Below are 22,630 nucleotides of genomic sequence, written 5' to 3'. Positions count from 1 at the left end.
ATCAATATCAACATGGTTAACAGGGTAAGTCAGACTTGGTGTTTTTACATGACAATGTGACATTCAACTATGGCGGGAAAGCATTGGGCTAATCTGATGATGGTTATGGAATTATTTTTACGCTGGTTTCTAGGCTTGCTGAGGTTGTTTTAGTAGATACGACACTGACCGGGAAAAGCCCTCATGAAAATATAAAGATGAGGCTATAAAGGCATCACTGCCAATATAGCCAAGACCAGTATTCGCGGGTCATTTTTTCATCTTTATTAATAATTGCTCTGATTAATTGAAGTATTTTTGGCTAATTGAGCCAAACATATCATTTGTTTCAACTATATTAAGTTTTTTCATTAGTTCAGAGTGAAAACTAACGACTTTAGAGAAAGTCTGTTGTTTTTCTAAAGGAGGTACAGGTATCCTGAGTGCAGATAAGGTACCCTGGCTAATATTCTGAATATTCGCCCCTTGGCCCCCGCTTAACATTTGCCATTTCATTGAAGGTGTACGGAAGAGAAAGTTAAGATATTCTGCCGTGATTGCAGACTTTTCTATTCTGTATCGAATGCAAAATCCACTAAATGTGACTTTCTCTTTATTTGGGTAAATAGTAAGACATCTTCCGACCAAGGCTTTATTACCATTAGAACGGACAAAGACGATATCACCATCTTTCAAAAGATAATCATCTGAAGGGAGAGTATTTAATTCAATTTCACCGATATTGTCCATACAGGTAATCGTTGCTAGTGATTTGAAATTGCCAACTCCCAGGCACTTCAGTACAGAGCCTGACTCACCTTTCGTAAAATTCATTCCATTTTTAAATGAACCATATTCTAACAAAGAACCCACATCCCATCTCTTCGGGTTTTCAACAGGATCACCAAACATCGCTAAAAACGTAACACGCAAAAAATCATCAGCCAGTTTGATGGTTTGTTCGCGTTTTTGGCGTATGTTCGCTGCTTTATCAAGAATAGCAACTATACGTCTCTGATCATTTAAGGATGGTAGAGGTATAAACAATTCTTTAAATCTTTCAAGATTTAAGTTTGATATGTTAGTCGTTTTTTGTCCACAATTTCTTATTATTACTTGAGTGTGTTCAAGTGTCAGCCAATAGTATAAATATTTTGGAATGACTTTTTCTTTTTTTGCTCTAATGATTGATATAAAACCACCAGCAGTAGATTTTGCCGGTAATTTATCAATAAAACTAATTTTCCCAACAAGCTCCCAACTATTTGCACTGGAAATAAGCATATCTTCAGAACGTAAATATTGCTCATCCCGCTTGATAAAACTATCGGGAATGGCAATTAAATCCGAAATATCTAACCCACTCCTTTGAACATTTTTTGTTCTCATGACAATTGTTGAACCTTCACTCAATGGCTCAACCTGATCATTTGGCTTAAACGTTACTCCTCGAATGATCGATAAAACATCCCCTAACTTCACCATTGGCCAGCTCACAGCATCCCCTCCAGCTCATCCAAATCTGCCAGAATCTCTTTTTCCAGATCCTTCAACTGCTTCAGTATCACCTTCGGATCTTCATACTCCTCCGTCTGATACACGACTTCTTTATAACGGTTGATGGAGAGATCGTATTTCTGCGCCGCAAGCTCCTCCTTCGGCACCACAAACACCGCCTGCGTGCGATCTTTAAAATCAACGCCAGCATCAATCCCTTCCGGGGACTGTTGTTTCAACAATGAGGCTAATTTCTCACCCATAAAGTTATCAACCGGTAGCCCGCGTAAAGTACGGTAATGCTTCCAGCTTGCCAGCAGATGCGGCAGGTCGTTGTCTTTTATCGGGTTACGCTTGTCATCCAGGCTGTAGCCATCATTTTGCAGATCGTAGAACCAGACCTCGTCCGTCTGACCACCTTTGGTAAAGATCAGAATCGCCGTCGCCACACCAGCGTAAGGTTTAAATACGCCGGAAGGCAGGTTGATCACCGCTTCCAGCTGGTTATCTTCTATCAGCGTTTTACGCAGTGATTGGTGCGCCTTACTGGAGCCAAACAACACGCCCTGCGGCACGATAGTGGCACTGCGTCCGCCTACTTTCAGCATTTGCAGAATGCGCGCCAGGAACAGCAGCTCAGTTTTCTTGGTTTTCACCATCGCCGACAGCGTGGCGTCGATATCTTCCTCATCCAGTGAACCGGTAAACGGTGGGTTCGCCAATATCAGGTTGAAAGCATTTTTGCTGGCCTGCGGGAAGTTGGTACTGAAACTCTGGCTCATGGTGTCCTGATAGTGGATATCCGGCTCTTCCACGCCGTGCATAATCAGGTTCATAGCGGCGATACGCAGCATAGTAGTGTCAAAGTCGTAGCCGTGGAACATGTTGTTATCCACATGGTCACGCCACGGCGTCAGCAGATCACCAGTAAAGATTTTTTGCTCTTCCAGCTCACCGCGTTCGTTGCTGCCAATCTCGGTATGGATGGACTCCAGCGAGCTGTATTTTTCCAGCAGGTACTCATAGCTGGTCGCCAGAAAACCACCAGTGCCACAGGCCGGATCACAAATCGTCTCACCACGCGCTGGATTCGGCTCCATCATTTCAATCATCGTGCGGATAATGTGGCGCGGCGTACGGAACTGACCGTTGATTCCGGCGGTGGTCAGCTTGCTTAACAGGTATTCGTAGAGATCGCCTTTGGTGTCGCCACGATCCAGCGGCAGGTTTTTGATCACCTCCACGGCTTTGGTTAACAGCGACGGTTTGACGATCTCCAGACGGGCATCTTTCATAAAGTTGCCCAGCAGTGTCACCTTTGATGCATCAGCCTGGCCGAGCTGTCGGAAATGCTGGAAGACGCCATCACGCACCACGTCCATCATTTCATCCGAGCCAAGGTTGCTGTAATGGCTGAAGCGGAACTCCTGCTGCTCAGGCGCAAAGCGCGGTTTAAAATCAACGCCTGTGATTTGCTTACGCTTCTCGTCCCGTTGTTCCTGGGTATCCAGCATCCTGGAGTACATCAGGTAGGTGATCTGTTCGATAACGGTCAGCGGGTTTGTGATACCACCCACCCAGAAATCTTCCCACAGCCCGTCGATTTTACTTTTTAAGTCACCGGTGATCATTGTTAACGTCTATATCCTGTTATAAATATAAAAGCCCCGCTGCCGGGGCTTGTCATGTGCGTATTATACCGTCGCTGCGTCGGTCACAACACCCAGCTCTTCGACTATCTTTTGCAACCGGACGATCTGCTCTATATCCGGGAACACGCCGGTAACACCTTCGTTGTGGATGTGCGTAAACGGCTGTTCAAAGAGCTGTCGCATTTCAATGGTGCCGTAATCGCGGATGTGGTTTTTCAGCAGTGACAGGAAACGCAGTTGCTGGCTGGTCAGGCTGTTGTCAGCTGCGAACTGTGCAAAACGTACTTCTACCGCGTCGCTGTCCATCCCGATGATTGTACGCAAAAGTTTATCCAGGCTGGCTGTTGCCTGCGGATAGAACTCTTTCAGCGCCCGAATATCAACGTTGGGATTCTGGATCAGCACTAGCTTCGCCAGCTCATCCAGCTCGCTTTGCGTCACCGGCTCGCCGTTGCGGATTTTCTTCAGAACCGGATTTTGCTGGAATAGCGGCTCCAGTGCTCCCTGAACCTGCTGGCGATAGAGTTTGAAATCAATCGAGCGGATGTTGGTTTTGCGGGTTTCCGTCTGGATCAGGTTCGCATCTTCGGTAATATCCACCTGTATCGAACCAAATTTCGGTGTCGCATCTTTCTCCATCAGGTGCATGATGCCGCGCAGGTGAATGCGGATATCTTCCAGTTCTTCTAGACTGGCTTGCTTCCACCAGCCTAAATCACGAAGCTGATTAATTCGCTGCCCCTGCTGTTGCACCTGCGCCAGATGCGGCGGCAGACGTTCCACTTTCTCGACGATGACTGGCCAGAGCACGTCCAACTCTTCCGGGTTGGTATAACGGGCAGTTTGCGCCGCCAGAATATCCATATCAAAGCGCATAGCATCGCTCTGACCGCGCACGTCCAGCCACTGCATCAGAGGGGCTAGGACAGATAGCAGATCCTGCTGTGTTTTCGGGGAAAGCTGGCGCAGCACTTTTTCATCGCTGTACTGCGCTTTTTGCTGCCACTTCTCCTGCACGGCAATCGACTTTTCATCCAACGCGTTGATCTGCTCACGGAGCTGGTGAGCGACTAAATCCACCGCCTGTTTGTCGAACTTACGCTGAGCAGCGGTGCCAAGCGTGATCCATGCCTCGAAGCGTCTTTGCGCCAGTGATTTTGTCGCCGTGACTTCGGCCTCTTCGGTATGCAGCTCGTGATACTCAAAATTGCCCCAGTGATCGAAGATGCGGAATTTCTGTTTATCCAGCTGTTTGCCGTTGTCATCGTAGCCGTACAACCCTGAACAAAGACGCGTACCACGGCCAATCATCTGCCAGAACTTTACTTTCGATTTGACTGGTTTGGCAAAGACCAGATTCACAATTTCCGGGACATCAATGCCGGTATCAAGCATGTCAACGGAGATAGCGATGGTCAGCTCTTTGTTGGTGCTTTCGTCCAGCCCTTTAAAATCATCAATCAGTTGCTCGGCGCGGGGATCGTAGTTGTCGATGACCTGACAGAAGCGTCCGGCAAACTGCGGATACATGTCGTCGAACAATTCATTCAACAGCAGCGCGTGTTTGTGGTTACGGGCGAAAATGATGGTTTTACCTGGCAGTTGGCCGTCCCGATCTTTCAGGCCATTTTCCATCAGGTTACGTAGTATATAGCGGTTGGTGTCTTTGTTATAGATCGCCTCATCCAGCGCCTTGCCATCAAATTCCAGCGTATTGGGATCGATCCCCTGTTCTTCCAGCTCACGGATTTGTGCGTCGCTTAATTTCTCCCGTTTGATGCCTTCGCGCAGGAATTCAGTAGTATGCGTGACAACCTCATAGGGAACTAGATTGTTATCGGCGATGGCATCTTCCAGGCTGTAGTTGGCGGTAGGGATACGCCCTTCACAACCAAACAGGCCGAAAGTGGTTTTGCTCACCATGTCGATCGGCGTGGCCGTCAAGCCAATCTGGAGAGCATCAAAATACTTAAACAGATCGCCGTAGACGTTGTAGATAGAACGATGGGATTCGTCGGCAATGATCAGATCGAAATAACCGACATCAAAATGATCCATGATTTTCATCATGCCGGGATAGGTGGCGATATAAATTCTAGCATTCTGCCTGTCTGCTTTTTTGGATTTACCGACTACATACAACGGCTCATTGGTGAACTGATTAAACGCATTCGCCGCCTGTTTACGTAACTCTTTGCGGTCACAAAGAAACAGGACGCGTTTTACCCAGCGAGCATCAATCATCAGTTTGCTTAGCGCAATCGCTACACGGGTTTTGCCTGTACCTGTAGCCTGAACAATTAACGATTGTCGGTACTTGTTAGTAAACCGTTCGCTGACGCGGGCAATGGTTTCAAGCTGATACAAACGTCCGGCAACAGCTTTTCCTTCGTTGTCTTTTACGTGAGACACACTGTTCAGTGGCAGACGGGTTTCACGCTGCTGAATAAGATATTGCAGGCTTTCCCTGCTGTAGAAGCCAAATACCCGACGCGGAGGATAACCATGAGTTTTATGGTCGTCCCACAGCCAGATATCGTAGCCGTTGGTGTAGAAGATGACCGGGCGCTGACCATATTCTTTTTCCAGCCAGTCGGCATACAGTCGGGCCTGAATTCGTCCTTGCTCGGCATTGACGCTGGTTTTTTTTGCTTCCACCACCGCCAGCGGTTTATGCGCCTCATCCCACAAGACATAATCCGCATAACCGTCACCGGTTGCAGTAGGTTGTTCTTTAACGGGGTGTTCCTGCGTAACCTGATCGGTATTATTAAGCTCTTCCCCTACATTCCAGTCTGCGGCAAGCAGGCGAGAATCAATCAGGCGGCGACGGGTTTCCGCTTCATCAATAGAGAGGATATCTGCAACATGCTGGTTGCGAGCTCTGGCTTCGTTCAGGCGTTGAGTAAGGTGTTCGGCCTTTTCCTGCTCTTGCTGTAGTGCGCGTTGTAGCGCCAGTTCGCGCTCACGGCTTTCATCTTGAGCCCTGATTGCATCTTCCAGACGTTTTTCATCTGCACGACCTGAAGATTGTATTAACGGAGGGAGAGAGAATTTGGGGCAGTCATCAACATTACCGTGGGCATAACGAACATACAGCCAGACCCCTAATAAATACGCTTCCTTAAGCAGCCAGTACGTATCTTTGGCTTTGATACGTCCGCCGTGCGCGGCGCGGTTGCCGTGTATACGTAGCGCATCCATTTTCATGATGATGGCTTCCGGCATCATGCTGGTGAAGACATCGGCATTCATTAAATCATACAGATTTGCTTTGATGCCTTCAGGCAGCCGTTCCTGACGATATAACCAACGCACCATCAATTCGGTGTAGTTGCGCAGCTTAACCAGACTGCTTTCCGGGTCGGTGTGAACGTAACGTTCCGCCATACACGCGAGTTCCGCCAGTTCCGGCCACTGGCTGCGCAACATTTCAAAATTGAGAGACTGCTCCATCAATCATCGCCTTATGTCGTGGATACAACAGGATTTCTGGAAAGAATATCACACTATTTTGGCTGACGAAGTGAGCCGGATGGCATACGGTGGCTATGAATAAGCTGAGGTAACAACGTTAAAGAGATCAAGCATCTATTTATTGCAGTCAATAGCGTGATTTTTTTATACCGTGGGCACAGAATAGCCCTAAATACAGTAACGGTTCAGGAGCATTTCACCCTTATGACTACTCTCGTTTTTTCCTATTCTCATGCGGATGAAGCACAACGCAATGAGCTAGAGAAGCATCTGTCCCCACTAAAGCGAATGGGGAAAATCACCACATGGCACGATCGCCGAATCGTTCCTGGGCAAGAGTTTGAACATCAGATCGACCACTATTTTTCGCAGGCAGATATTATCCTATTACTAATTAGCAGTGATTTCATCGCTTCTGACTATTGTTATCAGGTAGAGATGACCAACGCACTGGAGCGGCATAAAAAAGGTGAGGCGGTGGTCATTCCGGTGATTTTAAGAGAGTGTGCCTGGCATCAGTTGCCATTCGGCAGCATCATGGCAGCGACAATCGACGGTAGCGCGGCTTCGCATCACTCTGCTTTTATGTGAATTTTGAATGGTGTGTTTTACATACAAAAATACGAGAAAATTACAAAAGTCAGGGTGTACTTATTATCACCCAGGCTACCAAATCATAGACAGTTGATTCCTAGTCAAAATATCTTATACATATCTACGTCTGTACGAACACCGGGAAAGATGAAATGAACAATAACGACAACGTTCCTGTAAACCCAGTTTTGCCGTCAGAAGAGAATGAAGGTAATACTTATTCAGAGAATATTCCCCAGCCAGGGCATCAAACCCACACTTTCAATCCTGCGGCAACCATTGACACGCCACTATTCAGGGCTCTAAATCAACTGGAAAAATTATCATCTGCCCGTTCCCCAATATTTACGTCACTGGCAGAACTGAACAAATCTCCTGTCTTTCAGGCAATAAACAAACAGCAAACAATGCTGGATGCGATTAAGTTACCCGAGGTAATGAATGTGGTAGCCAATTCACAAGCATCCAGGATCATCGATAGAATTAACACTTTCACCCACTATTACGACCGCACCTTCAAATCACTTGCGAGGCAGGCAATTCCTGCCATGGATGCACTAAACCGGATAGCGCGAAATTACCGGATTGAATCCCGAATCAACTATCTTTTTAACTCCTGGCCTGCCTCTCCCTCAGGTCAACGCGCTAGACAGTTCGCAGAACAATTGCAAAAAATAAACCAGCGAGCTCTACCGCTGGATAACATTTTCAGGGATGTTATCCAGCAAGGGAAACTGGAACCATCCCAGTACGAACTGGCGTTCCAGTACTGGGAAGAGGCATTTTCACGGCTCGCTCAGCAAGCTGAAGATAACGCGCCTTTGCATCGGACTGAAATCCTATCCTCATATGACAACAGAGGTTCTTCTCAGGAACAATCCCCGACAGCCGGTTTTTTGAGTCTTCTCAGCACCCAGGCACTGGTCGACGGATTTAAAAAATTACCTGTCCCCCTCCAGGCATTCATTTGCTGGTTCTTTTATCAGGTAATTGTCAGCATAGTTGAGGACAGTATAAAAGCAGCTGTGCTTGATGGAATTAATGAAGTGAAAACTGAATTCACATCCCCTGCGAAGCCAAAGACATTACGCAAAAGTACTATTGTTGCCTCTCATCCGGACTTTAACTGGGAGCAGCTGAATCACTTCCGCCTTATCACCGGTACGAATGTCAGGCTCAGACTCTCGCCGACAATGAACAGCGAAACTGTTGAAATGCTTAATAAAGGCACGGTGGTTGCGATCATGGATACGCAGGGCAGACAATGGCTTTACGTTCAGGTCGATGTTGATGGAGAAAAAATCTACGGCTGGATAAACCGCTCTTACACCAGCAGACTCAGGAACTGAATAGAAAAAACACCCACTTCTCGGACAGGAATAAGACGATAATCGATATTCAGCACTTGCTACCTTAGCTGGTGGGATAAAATGCTTGGTTGTAGTCATTATCCATTATACATAACACCTGCGCTTGCAGATAATGGGTACTGAAACTGATATACTGAATGATTATGTATTGCTATTTTACAAGGCTCAGGGCCTGCCAAAGCTAAGGAAGGTGCGAACAAGTCCCTGATATGAGATCATGTTTGTCATCTGGAGCCATGGAACAGGGTTCATCATGAGTCATCAACTTACCTTCGCCGACAGTGAATTCAGCAGTAAGCGCCGTCAGACCAGAAAAGAGATTTTCTTGTCCCGCATGGAGCAGATTCTGCCATGGCAAAACATGGTGGAAGTCATCGAGCCGTTTTACCCCAAGGCTGGTAATGGCCGGCGACCTTATCCGCTGGAAACCATGCTACGCATTCACTGCATGCAGCATTGGTACAACCTGAGCGATGGCGCGATGGAAGATGCTCTGTACGAAATCGCCTCCATGCGTCTGTTTGCCCGGTTATCCCTGGATAGCGCCTTGCCGGACCGCACCATCATCATGAATTTCCGCCACCTGCTGGAGCAGCATCAACTGGCCCGCCAATTGTTCAAGACCATCAATCGCTGGCTGGCCGAAGCAGGCGTCATGATGACTCAAGGCACCTTGGTCGATGCCACCATCATTGAGGCACCCAGCTCGACCAAGAACAAAGAGCAGCAACGCGATCCGGAGATGCATCAGACCAAGAAAGGCAATCAGTGGCACTTTGGCATGAAGGCCCACATTGGTGTCGATGCCAAGAGTGGCCTGACCCACAGCCTAGTCACCACCGCGGCCAACGAGCATGACCTCAATCAGCTGGGTAATCTGCTGCATGGAGAGGAGCAATTTGTCTCAGCCGATGCCGGCTACCAAGGGGCGCCACAGCGCGAGGAGCTGGCCGAGGTGGATGTGGACTGGCTGATCGCCGAGCGCCCCGGCAAGGTAAGAACCTTGAAACAGCATCCACGCAAGAACAAAACGGCCATCAACATCGAATACATGAAAGCCAGCATCCGGGCCAAGGTGGAGCACCCATTTCGCATCATCAAGCGACAGTTCGGCTTCGTGAAAGCCAGATACAAGGGGTTGCTGAAAAACGATAACCAACTGGCGATGTTATTCACGCTGGCCAACCTGTTTCGGGCGGACCAAATGATACGTCAGTGGGAGAGATCTCACTAAAAACTGGGGATAACGCCTTAAATGGCGAAGAAACGGTCTAAATAGGCTGATTCAAGGCATTTACGGGAGAAAAAATCGGCTCAAACATGAAGAAATGAAATGACTGAGTCAGCCGAGAAGAATTTCCCCGCTTATTCGCACCTTCCCTACATGACCTTCGAGCATACGGGCAAAGGCGTGACAGTGGCTGACTCCGCCGGTAAATAACAGCGGTGCTTGTGCTGAAAGCCGCCCGATGAAGTTAGCGCTGCGTCTGGCCATTGCGTTGATCACGCCAGCCAGAATCGCCTCTGGCGCGATGCCCGCAGAGCGCAGGCTAATGACTTCTGACTCGGCAAATACTGTACACATGCTGGTGATAGCATGCGGTTCGACGCCAGCAGTGATCGTATCCAACTGCTCTACGCTGGCTCCGAGGGTGCGTGAGATAACATCCAGAAACCGCCCGGTTCCGGCAGCGCACTTGTCATTCATTAAGAAATCGCTGAGATTGCCATCGTCATCCAACTGGATGACTTTACTGTCCTGACCACCAATATCAATCACTGTGCGGGTGCCGGGAGCCAGCAATCGCGCACCAAGCCCGTGGCAGGAAATTTCAGTGACCTGTTTGTCGGCATAATCGACGAGCTGCCGTCCGTACCCGGTGAGGGTTAAAAATGGTCGGTTCTCCAGCCCAGCCTGCAACGTTTCCCATGCCTGCGCGATCGCGTCCGCGGGGCGAAAAGGCGTTGGGCAAAGGAAGCGGCGTCTGATGACGTTACCTTCCAGCAAAACGCCTTTCGTCGCCGTGGATCCAGAATCAATCCCAATTGAGTATGTCATCTGCGTTTCTCACAACATCTCAATGAATGCGGCGACGCGGGTACTGAGCTGGCCGATATCTGCGCTGGAATAGTCGGTTTCAATCGCGATATAAGGAATGTTGTGCTGTTGGCGTACGTGACGCTTAATAGCGAGTGATTCAACGGCGTAGGTGTGGCAAGCCTGCAAAATGACATCGACGACGCCGTCAGCCTGGTACTCTTCAACCATTTGACTGAGCATTTTCAGGCGTTGATCGTTAGGAGAAATACAGGAGCAGCCGATGGCGAGGTATTTATCAGTCAGCGCGTCGTAGACATCGCCGGTTTCCGCCACGCATTGTTCGGTGGCCTTTGCGCCGGTGCAGTTTTCATAACCCACGACCCAACCACCGTTTTCTTCAATGGCACGAACGACTTTCTCTGCCGCGCCGCCAATGGGGCAGCCGGTTATCAGGATGCGCGGACGTGACGCCAGACGTTTCCCTGCCTGCCATTCCAGATGTACGCGCTCGGCCATGCTATTAAGCTCGTCGATCAACGCTTCTTTATCAAAACGGAAGGTGGCGCCGTAGACGACTTTCAGAATGTCACTGCCGCTAAGCGCGGGTGGGTTAAGTTGGCCAACGCGGTAGAAATTCGCCAGCGCCCGGCGTTCCTGGTTTTTGAGAATAACGGCTTCACGCAGCGCAGCTTCGGTAATGGCTGTGCCAAAACGGGCTTCGACGACCTGCTGCAGACGCCGGATCTCGGCTTTCCATAGCGCACGGGAAGCTGCATCGCTGGCGCTGTTGGGCAGTTGCATTACATGTACCGCTTTAAATTCGGCCATGTACTCGTACATTTTCTTTTTACCATCGCAGGTGGTTTCGCCCACCACCAGGTCAGAGAAATAGAAGTAGGGGCATTTGTCGGTTTTGCCAAACCCGTAGCTGCTTTTGATTAGCGGACACAGGTTCCGCGGCAGATCTTTTTCGGCCTCTTCAATGGTTTCATCAGAGGTCGAGCACAGGGAAACGACGACCGCGCCCGCCGCCATCGCAATCTCCTGCGGCATAAAGGTGCAATAGGTCCCAACGAGCGGAATACCTTGCTCTTTAAGATCCATTACGGTGAGAAAACCTTTCTGACGGGCGTCGGAGAATTGATTGAAAATAGCGGGTAAATCGGTGATTAGCGACATGATTTTCCTTCCCCGTAACACGGGAGACAGTAAAAAGACGCCGCATTATAACCCTGTAATATGTCAGGTTTTATTGATGTGCAACAATTGCGCGTTTACAGATTACGGCTGTAGACCCGCGAGACTTCCCCCCACGGATGATAGCCTGGCCCGTCAAAGTAAAATCCCGCTTTCTCGTATAAACCTTCCAGGTCAGTACACAGATGGAGCTGCGTAAAACCCAGCTGTCTGGCCTGCTGTGCAATATGTTCGATCAGGCGAAACGCCAGACCGTGACCACGATAGCGAGGATCGATATAGAGCGCGCATAGCCACGGCCACAGTTCGCCGCGACTAATAAAATCATTGGTGATCAATCCAGCGCAGCCAACAATGCTGCCACCATCCTGTAGCCAGTACCACTGCGGTAGCGGGTTCTTTGCGCCAATACAACGGCGCAATGCATCCTCGTATACCGCCATGGAGTCTTCTGAGGCCCATTGCTGCTGAAAGTAAGCGGTGATCTCGTGCAGCTTTTCTGGCGTCTCGCGCAGGGAAAAAATGCGGATGCTCATCGTCATTGAATCTTCCTCCTTAAAAATTCGCCAGCGTCAACAGGGACGGAATTTGCGACAACAGATATAACACCAGCCCGATTGAACCGCCAACCAACGTGCCGTTGACGCGAATAAACTGCAAATCTTTGCCAATGTTTAACTCAATTTGCTGCGACATATCGCGTGCATCCCAACTTTTCACCGTGTCGCTGATATGGCGCGTCAGGAAGCTGGCGAACTCCGGGGCAACTTTGTGCGCGGCCTGCTCCAGATGCCCATTCAGTGAGGCACGCAGGGCGCTGTCGGCTACCAGCGTTTCGCCGAACCACTGCCCGGCGCTGGCGATGCGCTGCTTCACGCGGGAATCATCTGCGTTAATGTCGGTTTTCACCCACTGGCGCAGGTCTGCCCACAGTTCGCCAAGATAATGGTTGAAGGCTTCGTCTTCCTTCAGATAGCTTTTCATGCTTTCGGCCCGCGCGGCCATCTCAGGATCGTGTTTGAGCTTGTCGATGAGCTTAAACGTGGCGCGATCGAATGCGTGGCGGATCTGATGCGCCCGATCGTGGCTGATGTCATCCAGCAAGGAGTTAACGGCATCCGATACCAGCTCGGCGCTGTGCTCGCCCAGCCATTCGGTCGGCAGGATCTTCGCTTTCAGCGGATGTTCGGTCTCCAGCCAGTGCACTACCTGTCTGGCGATAAACGCCCGTGAACTGTCGCGCTGTAGCAGGGCGATCAGTTGGGCGATCAGCGTGTCGAGCAGCACCTGATGGCGATTGTTTTTGGTCATGCTCTCCAGCATCAGCGCGCTGGTTCCGGAGAGATCGACCTTGTCGATGGCCTTGTGCACCGCCCGCTTGATCAGCCGCTGAATGCGGGCGTCGTCGGTCAGTTCGAGAAAACCGCTCATGATCTGCAGCAGATGCTGGCCGATGCGCTGGGCGTTTTCCGGCTGGCTGAACCAGTTGCCGATCAACAGCGCCGGTTCATGGCGGCGGATCAGGGCTATCAGCGACTGGGTGTCGAGGAATTTCTCTTGTACAAACTGACCAAGATTTTCGCCGATTCGGTCTTTATTACGCGGGATAATCGCCGTATGGCGCGAGATAAACGGGATCGGCACCCGACGAAAAAGCGCTACCACGGCGAACCAGTCCGCCAGCGCGCCGACCATCGCCGCTTCAGCAATCGCTTTGATCCCGAGTACCCAGAAGTTGGGCGGCAAAAACAGCGTGATGACGAACGTCGCGGCAGCGATCAGCAGCAATGAGAGCGCCAGGCGCTTGGCACGTTTGAGTTCAGCAATTTTATTCATAGGCTTAAGGATAGAGCCAGACGGGGGGATCGCGCAAAAATTGTGGCGCGTCTCCCATTTTCTGGTGGGAGACGTTTATCCTGGGATCCAGTTATCCCACGCCGGTAAGGGACCAAGTTCTGCGACCAGAAAATCGATAAACGAACGCACCTTCGGATTGCTGTACTTGCTGGGAAAGTACAGCGCATACAGGGCATGAGTTTCACAGGTGATGGTGCCGTCGAGCATCAGCGGTGTTATCTCTTCTTTTTGAATATGATCGCCAATCAGATAAGTGGGCAAATACGCCACCCCCTGATCTTCTAGCACCGACTTCAACAGCACCAGACTGCTGTTGGCCTGGATCGGCATATGCAGTTTTAACTGATGCAGTCGATCCTGTTCATCTGCCACCTTCAGTACCGGCGTGAGGCCCGGGTAAACCAGGCAATCATGATCTACCAGATCGCTGCGACGCTGGGGCATACCTTTTTTGGCGAGGTAGCCGGGTGAGGCACAGTACGCCCAGCGAACAGGCACCAGCTTGCGCATCGCATAGTTTTGCGGCGGCGCGGTGGAAATTCGCAGGGCAATGTCGAAATCCGTTTCGTTCAGATTGACGAAGTTATCGTTGAGATCGATATACAGATTCACATCCGGGAACTGGGAGCGATATTTATCCACCAGGTTTACCAGCCGGGAATAACCAAACGCAATTGAGCAGGTTATGCGTAATTCACCCTGCGGGCTGTGGTAATAACCGGAGGTGGTATTCAGCGTTTCATCGAATTCTTTCAACAGCTTATTAGCGCGGTTGAAGAGATATTGCCCGGCATCGGTCAGGGTAATACTGCGGGTGGTGCGTTTAATTAATGTCGTGCCTAACGTATCTTCCATCGCTGCCAGGCTTTTGCTGACCGCAGACGGCGAGACGTTGAGCTGCGCCGCGGCTTCTGACAATCCTCCGCAGTCGACGATTTTAGTAAAAAACTCCAGATGCTTGAGTGAAATCGGCGTACTCATAATTTCCTTAAATTCACAAGTGATTTGCAAAAACGGTACGAATAGGCCGTTACATTCGCCTTTTAAACATGCAACTATTGAATCACAGGAAACAACTTGCTGGCAAAATGAAAAAATAACAACTTAGGTGAGTTACGTCACAAAATAAAAGGAGGCGAAACGGAAACTCATCACATTGTGAATTTAATCTCATTAATTATTATTCTAAAGGTACCGATTATGTGGTCACGACTCGAACCCTACAGATCGTCGATTATTTTATTAGTTGCTCTGGTGATTGGCGGCTTATTAGGTATTTATGCCCCATCGTTTGCAGGTAAACTCCAGCCGATAGGTCAGATATTCCTGAACCTGTTATTTATGATTATTGTGCCGCTGGTGGGGATCAGCGTCATGTCTTCTATCGCCAGTATGACCGACCTGAAAAGGTTGGGACGTATAATGGCGATTATCTTCATTGTTTCGATCGCAATGGCCTTTATTCCTGCGGCGGGGATCGTCGCGCTGGCGCTATGGTATAACCCGGCACAGGGCGTCACTATCGATCTCTCGCAGTCGGTGCAGGCGGGCAGCGGCAAGATGGATTTTGTCAGCATGATCACCACCAGCGACTTTATCGGACTGTTTTCTAAGTCCAATATTCTGGCGCTGATCGTAATGGCGATCATCGCCGGTGTGGCGATTGGGCAATCGGATCAGGCGGGTAAACGCATTGCGTCGCTGCTGGAAGATGCCAATACCGTGATCATGAAGATCGTCTCGATCATTATGAAGGTGGCACCGGTTGGTCTGGGCTGCTATTTCGCGGCCACCATGGCCAGTCAGGACTCTGCACTACTGTTAACCTTTGCCCGCGCTATCGGCCTGTTTATGGTTGCTACGCTGGTCTACTTCGTTTTTGGCTCGATTCTCTATTCGTATATTGGCGGCGGTATTCCGGCGGTCAAAGCCTTCTGGCGAAACGCGATTGAACCTTCAGCCACCGCGCTGGGGACCTGCTCTTCACTGGGAACGCTACCTGTAACCCTGCGCGCCGGTAAGGCGATGGGGATTAACCCGGAAATCGTTGATGTTTCCATTCCGCTGCTGGTTAACCTGAACAAGGGCGGTGTGGCGATGATTGCCGCGCTGAAAATCGTCTTTATCTATTCCGTGCTGGGCATGGAGTTCACGACCGAAACCTTCTTCCTGACGATGCTGATTGCGGTGCTCTCCGCCATTATCGTTGGCGGCGTGCCGGGCGGGGCGTTCCTCGGTGAAATCTTTATCGTCACCACGCTGGGCCTGCCAATGGAAGCGATTCCGATGCTGGTGGTGCTGGGCACCATTACCGATGCGCCGGCCACACTGATTAACGTTATCCATGATTTGAATGCGGCGCAGATTGTTGAACGGTTCGCAGGAAAAAAGCAGACCAACACTGAAATAAACTCTACTGCTGCGGTGGTATAGGTATTCACACGGATTAAGAACAGGAGATGTTATGAAAGACGCAATGAAGCTTGAGACGCACCTGGTTGTTGCGGGTCGCGACAAACGTTATACCCAGGGAGCGGTGAATCCGGTTATCCAACGCGCCTCTTCACTGGTGTTTGATACCGTGAAGGACAAGAAATTTGCCACCGCCAATCGTGCGAACGGCGAGCTGTTTTACGGTCGTCGCGGGACTTACACCCACTTTGCTTTCCAGAAGGCCATGAGCGAACTGGAAGGCGGCGTTGGCTGTGCGCTGTACCCGTGCGGCGCGGCGGCGGTGACTAATGCGATTCTGGCGTTTGTTCAGGGTGGCGATCATATCCTGATGACCGGCGCGGCCTACGAGCCAACCCAGGATTTTTGCAATAAGATCCTGAGTAAATTCAACGTGGAAACAACGTATTACGATCCGCTGATTGGTGCAGGTATCGTCGATCTTCTGCGTCCGGAAACGAAGGTTGTATTCCTTGAGTCACCAAGTTCTATCACCATGGAAGTCCAGGATGTGCCGGGGATGGTGAAGGCTATCCGCGCGGTCAATCCGGAGATTGTCATTATGATCGACAACACCTGGGCGGCGGGCGTGCTGTTCAAAGCGCTGGATTATGGCGTGGATATTTCCATTCAGGCGGGAACGAAGTACACCATCGGTCATTCGGACGGTATGCTGGGCACGGCGGTGTCTAACGCCCGTTGTTGGGATCGTCTGCGCGAGAACTCTTATCTGATGGGGCAAACGCTGGATGCCGATACCGCCTACAACGGCAGCCGCGGATTGCGCACCCTGGCGGTACGCCTTAAGCAGCATCAGGAGAGCAGTATCCATATTGCTCGCTGGTTGTCGGCAAGACCGGAAGTGGCGCGGGTGAACCATCCGGCGTTACCGGAATGTCCGGGCCATGAGTATTTTCAGCGTGATTTTACCGGAAGCTCAGGCCTGTTCTCATTTGTGCTGAAAAAGAGACTCACCGACGAACAGATGGCGAATTTCCTCGATAATTTCTCGCTGTTCCATATGGCCTATTCGTGGGGTGGATTTGAGTCGCTCATTCTGGCGAACCAGCCGGAAGAGCTGAACAGCATCCGACCGGCTGGAGAGGTGGATTTCAGCGGCACGCTGGTCAGGGTGCATATTGGCCTTGAGGATATTGGCGACCTGATTGCCGATCTCGAAGCGGGATTTGCACGCATTGCGTAAGGTGATGTGAGCGTAGCCGGATGCGGCGCAAGCGCCTTATCCGGCCTACATAGTTGTCGTAGGCCGGATAAGCGGGCAGGTTAGTTTTCAGTGGCTAACGTCGTTGCCTCATGCTGGCGCACCCGTTTGAGCAAGGCTGCCAGCGTGAACACGACAGCGATCCCCGCCGCAACCGCCAGCAGATGAAACGAAATCCTGCCGCCGTTAAACCATAGCCAGCGTCCAATTTCGACAGAAACCGCCATCACCGTCAGGATCACCATATTCAGCGACGCGGAAACCGTGCCCTTCGGTAAGTTGTTGGAAAACAGCGTAAAGCGGAACAGCGTCGGGAAGATCATTCCAATGCCAAACGCATACAGGCTCGTTCCCAGCACTGACCACAGCCAGACGTGCGGCCACAGCAAATTACCCGCGATCAGCACCGCTAACCCGCTCAGTTGAACAGGCACGGCGCGCCAGATAAAACTGGGTTGGGTTGGATCCTTCACAAAACGAACCACCACCATATTGGCGACGATCACCGCGCCAAACACCGGCGCCTGCGCCCAGGCAAACTGCGATGTAGTCATGCCGCCCGCATCAATCAGGATCACTGGTGAGACTGCCACCCAGCTCATCATCGGGATATAGCTTAGCGATAGCGTGGCTGCGCCAAACAGGAATACCCGGTTGCGGAAAACGTCGCGGAAATCGCGCAGTACGCCGCGTGCACTGAACGGCACCGTGCCGCGCTGGACGGTTTCTGGCATGGCTAACGCTAACCCAATCAGGGCGATAAACCCCATGACGGCAATAATGGCAAACAGAAACTTCCAGTGGACAACGTGCATCAGCGCTGCTCCGGAGAGCGGGCCAATAACCGGCGCAACCAGTACAATAGAGGTGATTACCGCCATCAGTTTGATGGCCTTCGTTTGCCCAAACGCCTCCTGCACCGTGACGTAGCCTACGGTTGCGATAAAGCAGATGCTGGTGCCCTGCACAAATCGGGCAACCAGAAATTGCGTCATTGAAGTAGTAAACAGCGTAGCCGCGCAGGCGAGGGTAAAGATGAACGCCCCCGCGATCAGCACCGGTCGGCGGCCAACCCGGTCGGAAAGCGGGCCTAACAACCATTGCAGCGCCATGCCGCCTGCCAGATAAAGGCTCACCGCAGCCGGTGCCAGGCTGACATCGGCGTTGAAATCGCGCACGACATTAATGATGCCGGGCTGGATCAGGTCTGTCGACAGATAGGCGGAGAAGTCATATAAAATCAACGCGATGGGGAAAAATAGCGTCGTGGCGCGTTGGGAGAAAAACGCGAGAATCCGTTGCATAAAACAGCTCCTTGTCGGGAGAAAACCCTCAACGGGAATAGCGAAATTCAATACCGTCTTTGAGACGTCAGGCCGATGACAGAAAAAAGCAGACTGCAAATGTACTGAATTTCATGTAATCAAAAACGCTGCCCGCGCGAGGCGCAAACAGGAGAAACGTTTTCAGACCCGGGTCAGAAAACGTAACGATTACAGGTAACAATCAGCACATCGCACCTCGGGAAGAATTGGTTGAATGGATAATAGCCACCCAAAGTGTAATGCGAACTGGATATTAATTAAACGGGTTTATCCGCTTTATTTGCAGAAATTCGTCACGCTTATCAGAAAGTGACGCTCTGCAGAAAACGCAGCGCGATCGCACCGCCGAAGACGATCAGTACGCCCCCGGCGATGCGTTCGATCCACACGATCCCCAAGGTTAACCGCCGCTGGATCTGCGGCAAGCCGATGAACATCACAATCAGCAGATCCCATAACAGCACCACGCTGGTCATCCAGATCCCGCTCACGGCTTGTTGCAGCAGCGTTACCGATGGGCCGAGCAGGGCGGTCATCAGCGCCAGATAAAACAGCGCATTTTTTGGGTTAAGCAGTGACGAACCTAGCCCCAGCAGCAGCTGTTTACCAAATCCCGGGCAGGCAGACAGGGCGTCTGCTCCGGTCAGAGCTTGCGGGCGGCTGCGTATCAGCAGGCTGCCTATCCACAATAAATAGAGCGCGCCCAGCAGCTCAATAACCGTAAACAGCAGGGGAAGCTGGCGCAGGATCCCCCAACCGATAATTGCCAGCAGGATATATAGCCCATTGCCGACGGCGATACCCACACACAGCCCGGCGCTGCCGCGCATCCGGTAACGGGCGGCGTAACCGACCAGTAAAAAGAAGTCCGGTCCGGGGCTTAGCAGAGCAACAAAATGCGCCAGCGCCAGCGCGGGAAAAGCAGACGGAAAAAGTACAGAAAGCAGTGACATAGTGACCTCAGACAATGAATCTGAGAGAACTGTACGCCTGACGCAGCGCTAATTATTGTCTGATATTGATCGTCCCAACGCGTACTGGCGCGGCGTGGCTGCGGTGTAGCGGACAAAGGTGCGATGGAAATGGCTCTGGTCGGCAAACCCGCTCTGATAGCCGACATCGGCAATCTCATCCCCGGCACGAAGCCGCTGGCGGGCATAGTCAACCCGCAAGATGTTCAGATAACTTGCCGGTGTGAGTCCGGTGTCCTGCTTAAAGGTACGGATCAGCGTTTCTTTACGCATGCTGCACTCTTGCGCCAAATCGCCCAGCGAGGGCGGAGCCTGCAGGTTGGTCTGCAACCGCTCGCGCAGATACTGGCTGGCGGCGCTTAGGTTTTCCGGTGCTACCGACTGCAATGGCAGCGAGCGCAGCAATGCTTGTGCGGCATCCGTTACCCGCGTCGTTTGCCGTTGCTGCATAAGTGCCACAAGATCCAAATAGCGCTGGAATAATTGCGGATCGCGGATAACGGGATCGCGCGAACAAAGCAGTTGGTTGTTGTTCTGCGCAGGCAGACTAGCAAGACACCACTGGGTATCAAGATAAAGCATGTGATAGCTGCGAAACTGCCCGTTAACGGGGTTGCAGCTGTGGGGTGCCAGTGGCGGGATCACAATCAGATCGCCCACTTTCAGACGGTATTCCTTGCCATTGCACTGGCAGCATGTTTCCCCCTCAAGAATTGCCCCGATTGAGAGCTGAGAGTGGTGATGTCGTTTATAGTCCTGCTGGCTTTGCCAGGTGCTGCGCAGCTCCAGCCACGGGAGCTGTTCATCACGCCAGAACGATTGTGGAATATCCCGGGTGTGTGTCACATCGCGTCCTCCCTGAAAGTGATGATTTGTTATAGCACAGGCTGCGCGGTCAAAAAGCGGGAATGCATATTGAGATAGCGATTCTGCGTGACGGGTTCCAGACAAATGCAGACGTTACATAGGGACGTTATTATCCCGGAAATCGTCTCGCAAACAGAGAAAGTTGCAGGCGAGGGTGTAGCTTCCTTATGGGGCTTGTTGAGCAAATTGTTTCTCTGTTAGTTACTGGGTCCACTAATGACAGCCAGATAAAGACGCTGTTTAATTATATTTTGCGAACCGGCGATGCACCTCGATTCAATGAGTTTATTCGTGGGGTTGCCGAACGTTCACCGCAGCATAAGGAGCATTTGATGACGATCGCGGACAGATTGCATGAGGCTGGATTTCAAAAAGGGTGGCTCGAAGGTCAGCAGGAAGGCCAGCAAAAAGGTAAGCAGGAAGGTCTAATTCAGGGGCGACGTGATGAAGCGCTCCGTATTGCCCGCACTATGCTGACCGACGGTATCGATATCAACACGGTACAACAAATTACCCGGCTTTCCGCCGACGATATTCACGGCTTAAGCCATTAAATATGACTTGAACCGCGCAATCGCCAGCCCGGTAGCACCGGGCGGTCTGATTTACTCCATTGCCGCCTTTACTGCTTCCCCGAGCTTTTGCATCACTTCCTGATGCTTCTCGTTGGGAGGCAACGCGCAGTTGATGCGCACACAGTTACGATACTTTCCGGATGCGGAGAACAGCGATCCCGGGGCGACCTGTATTTTCAACCGACAGAGCTGTTTAGCAACGCAGACCATATCGACCTGCTGCGGCAATTCTACCCACAGCATAAAGCCACCTTTTGGTCGGGTGACGCAGATCCCGCAGGGGAAGTATTCCCGTACCCAGCAGGTATAGATCTCCATATTTCGCTGATAAATCTGACGCATACGGCGAACATGACGATGATAATGCCCCTCGCGCACGAAGGTGGCGGCCGCCAGCTGCGTAGCAGGAACGTTAGTGCCGATGACGGCATATTTCATATGCAGAAATTTATCGTGATAACGACCGGGAATAACCCAACCGACGCGCAATCCCGGCGCCACGGATTTGGTGAATGAGCTGCACAGTAGCACCCGACCGTCGCTGTCCCAGGAATGGATTGTGCGTGGACGTGGATATTCTGTGGCAAGCTCTCCGTACACATCATCTTCAAAAATAACAATATCATGCTGCTGGGCGAGGGCGAGCACAGCGCGTTTACGCGCATCCGGCATAATAAAGCCGAGCGGGTTGTTGCAGTTAGGAACCAGGATCACCCCTTTAATCGGCCACTGATCCAGCGCCAGTTCCAGCGCTTCAATGCTGATCCCGGTATCTGGATCGGTCGGGATCTCAATAACTTTGATCCCTAATCCGCGCAGTAGCTGCATGGTGCCGTAATAGGCGGGAGATTCAACGGCGACAATATCGCCAGGCTGGCAAACCGTTAGCAGCGCCAGCGACATTCCGCTCTGGCTGCCATTAGTGATCACAATATCATCCGCATTGACGACCGAACCGCTGTCCAGCATGAGCCGGGCAATCTGTTGACGCAATTCCCGACAGCCAGGTAATTCATCGTAGCCCAGAACCGCCTTGAGATTATGCTGCGCCACGCGGCTTAGCTCGCGCCACAGTGGCTTCAGGCTGGGTTGATTGATATCGGGCACGCCACTGCTAAAAGGGACTATCGATTTGTCCGCATGACCTGCCAGCATGTCCAGCACCTGATCCCACTGGGTTATCTCGACCGGACGCTGGACCGGGCGCGACATCAGCGGCACCGGCGGCTGTGCTTTTTGTGGCGCGACAAAATAACCGGAACGCGGCTGCGGCGTGATCAGGCGTAGTTGTTCCAGCGTCTGATACGCCTGCTGGACGGTGCTGATGCTGACCCCGTGCTCCTGACTCAGGCTGCGCACCGAAGGCAATTTTTCGCCATGGCGATACAGCCCCTGCTCAATGCGTTCGGCCAGTAGATTGGCCAGATGTTGGTAACGCGTCATGCTGTATCCCTCATGGGTACCATACAGATTAACAAACCAGTACAGATTGGCGTGAAAAAAGCGATGCAGAACTCTTTTTAACCAATCTGTATGTTAAATAAAAGTACTTTGT

At 51.2% G+C, this 22,630-nt stretch carries 16 protein-coding genes and 2 pseudogenes; 6 read left to right on the top strand and 12 right to left on the bottom strand.

From position 1 onward, the window contains the following. Positions 1-282: 282 nt before the first annotated feature. From SK32_RS13070 to SK32_RS13060, 3 genes are all read right to left on the bottom strand, one after another. Positions 283-1,476 (bottom strand): restriction endonuclease subunit S, encoded by a 1,194-nt coding sequence (locus SK32_RS13070; protein ID WP_048212815.1) that lies wholly within the window; start codon positions 1,474-1,476, stop codon positions 283-285. Then, positions 1,473-3,107, bottom strand: coding sequence for a type I restriction-modification system subunit M (locus SK32_RS13065; protein WP_048212814.1), 1,635 nt, complete (start codon positions 3,105-3,107; stop codon positions 1,473-1,475). Before SK32_RS13065 ends, SK32_RS13070 begins: the two co-directional genes overlap by 4 nt. Before the next feature lie 63 nt (positions 3,108-3,170). Next, on the bottom strand, positions 3,171-6,584 hold the full coding sequence (locus SK32_RS13060; protein ID WP_048212813.1) for a DEAD/DEAH box helicase family protein: 3,414 nt from the start codon (positions 6,582-6,584) through the stop codon (positions 3,171-3,173). A gap of 225 nt (positions 6,585-6,809) precedes the next feature. Here SK32_RS13060 and SK32_RS13055 point away from each other — a divergent pair, with 225 nt between their 5' ends. The 3 genes from SK32_RS13055 (at position 6,810) to SK32_RS13045 (ending at position 9,803) form a co-directional block, all read left to right on the top strand. After that, positions 6,810-7,196 (top strand): toll/interleukin-1 receptor domain-containing protein, encoded by a 387-nt coding sequence (locus tag SK32_RS13055; RefSeq protein ID WP_231591580.1) that lies wholly within the window; start codon positions 6,810-6,812, stop codon positions 7,194-7,196. Positions 7,197-7,351: 155 nt separating this feature from the next. Beyond that, complete coding sequence (locus SK32_RS24010; protein WP_053065230.1) at positions 7,352-8,548, top strand: SH3 domain-containing protein; 1,197 nt, start codon at positions 7,352-7,354, stop codon at positions 8,546-8,548. Positions 8,549-8,822: 274 nt separating this feature from the next. Then, entirely contained in the window at positions 8,823-9,803 is a 981-nt protein-coding gene (locus SK32_RS13045) for an IS5-like element IS5 family transposase (RefSeq protein ID WP_048212812.1), read from the top strand. A gap of 144 nt (positions 9,804-9,947) precedes the next feature. Here the strand turns inward: SK32_RS13045 and SK32_RS13040 are convergent. From SK32_RS13040 to SK32_RS13020, 5 genes and pseudogenes are all read right to left on the bottom strand, one after another. Next, positions 9,948-10,628 (bottom strand): annotated as a pseudogene (locus SK32_RS13040) (acyl-CoA dehydratase activase); the annotation flags it as partial. A gap of 9 nt (positions 10,629-10,637) precedes the next feature. Continuing rightward, positions 10,638-11,789: a double-cubane-cluster-containing anaerobic reductase gene (locus SK32_RS13035; protein WP_048212810.1), complete on the bottom strand. Its 1,152-nt coding sequence runs from the start codon at positions 11,787-11,789 to the stop codon at positions 10,638-10,640. A gap of 95 nt (positions 11,790-11,884) precedes the next feature. Then, on the bottom strand, positions 11,885-12,349 hold the full coding sequence (locus SK32_RS13030) for a GNAT family N-acetyltransferase (RefSeq protein ID WP_048212809.1): 465 nt from the start codon (positions 12,347-12,349) through the stop codon (positions 11,885-11,887). Positions 12,350-12,362: 13 nt separating this feature from the next. Further along, entirely contained in the window at positions 12,363-13,643 is a 1,281-nt protein-coding gene (locus SK32_RS13025) for a DUF445 domain-containing protein (RefSeq protein WP_048212808.1), read from the bottom strand. Positions 13,644-13,718: 75 nt separating this feature from the next. After that, entirely contained in the window at positions 13,719-14,645 is a 927-nt protein-coding gene (locus SK32_RS13020; RefSeq protein WP_032948460.1) for a LysR family transcriptional regulator, read from the bottom strand. A 219-nt stretch (positions 14,646-14,864) separates the two neighbouring features. On the opposite strand from SK32_RS13020, the gene SK32_RS13015 reads away from it, so the two are divergent. Both SK32_RS13015 and metC read left to right on the top strand, forming a co-directional pair. Continuing rightward, positions 14,865-16,097 (top strand): dicarboxylate/amino acid:cation symporter, encoded by a 1,233-nt coding sequence (locus tag SK32_RS13015; RefSeq protein WP_048212807.1) that lies wholly within the window; start codon positions 14,865-14,867, stop codon positions 16,095-16,097. Between the two features lie 31 nt (positions 16,098-16,128). Then, positions 16,129-17,319, top strand: a complete 1,191-nt coding sequence (gene metC, locus SK32_RS13010) for a cystathionine beta-lyase (RefSeq protein WP_048212806.1) — start codon at positions 16,129-16,131, stop codon at positions 17,317-17,319. A gap of 80 nt (positions 17,320-17,399) precedes the next feature. Here metC and mdtM read toward each other — a convergent pair whose 3' ends face one another. The 3 genes from mdtM to SK32_RS12995 form a co-directional block, all read right to left on the bottom strand. Then, a complete protein-coding gene (mdtM, locus tag SK32_RS13005) occupies positions 17,400-18,641 on the bottom strand; it encodes a multidrug efflux MFS transporter MdtM (RefSeq protein ID WP_048212805.1) in 1,242 nt (413 codons plus the stop codon). 323 nt (positions 18,642-18,964) lie between these two features. Then, a complete protein-coding gene (locus SK32_RS13000; RefSeq protein WP_048212804.1) occupies positions 18,965-19,615 on the bottom strand; it encodes a LysE family translocator in 651 nt (216 codons plus the stop codon). Between the two features lie 48 nt (positions 19,616-19,663). Then, positions 19,664-20,479, bottom strand: coding sequence for an AraC family transcriptional regulator (locus SK32_RS12995; protein ID WP_048212803.1), 816 nt, complete (start codon positions 20,477-20,479; stop codon positions 19,664-19,666). Positions 20,480-20,664: 185 nt separating this feature from the next. Between SK32_RS12995 and SK32_RS26735 the strand changes: the two are divergent. After that, positions 20,665-21,054: pseudogene (locus SK32_RS26735) on the top strand (ISNCY family transposase); the annotation flags it as partial. Positions 21,055-21,105: 51 nt separating this feature from the next. Here the strand turns inward: SK32_RS26735 and SK32_RS12985 are convergent. Then, a complete protein-coding gene (locus SK32_RS12985; protein WP_048212802.1) occupies positions 21,106-22,518 on the bottom strand; it encodes an aminotransferase-like domain-containing protein in 1,413 nt (470 codons plus the stop codon). Between the last annotated feature and the right edge of the window lie 112 nt (positions 22,519-22,630).

This window comes from Citrobacter sp. MGH100, assembly GCF_001034465.1.
Taxonomy (GTDB): domain Bacteria; phylum Pseudomonadota; class Gammaproteobacteria; order Enterobacterales; family Enterobacteriaceae; genus Citrobacter; species Citrobacter youngae.
This window is presented reverse-complemented; position numbering and strand designations above follow the sequence as displayed.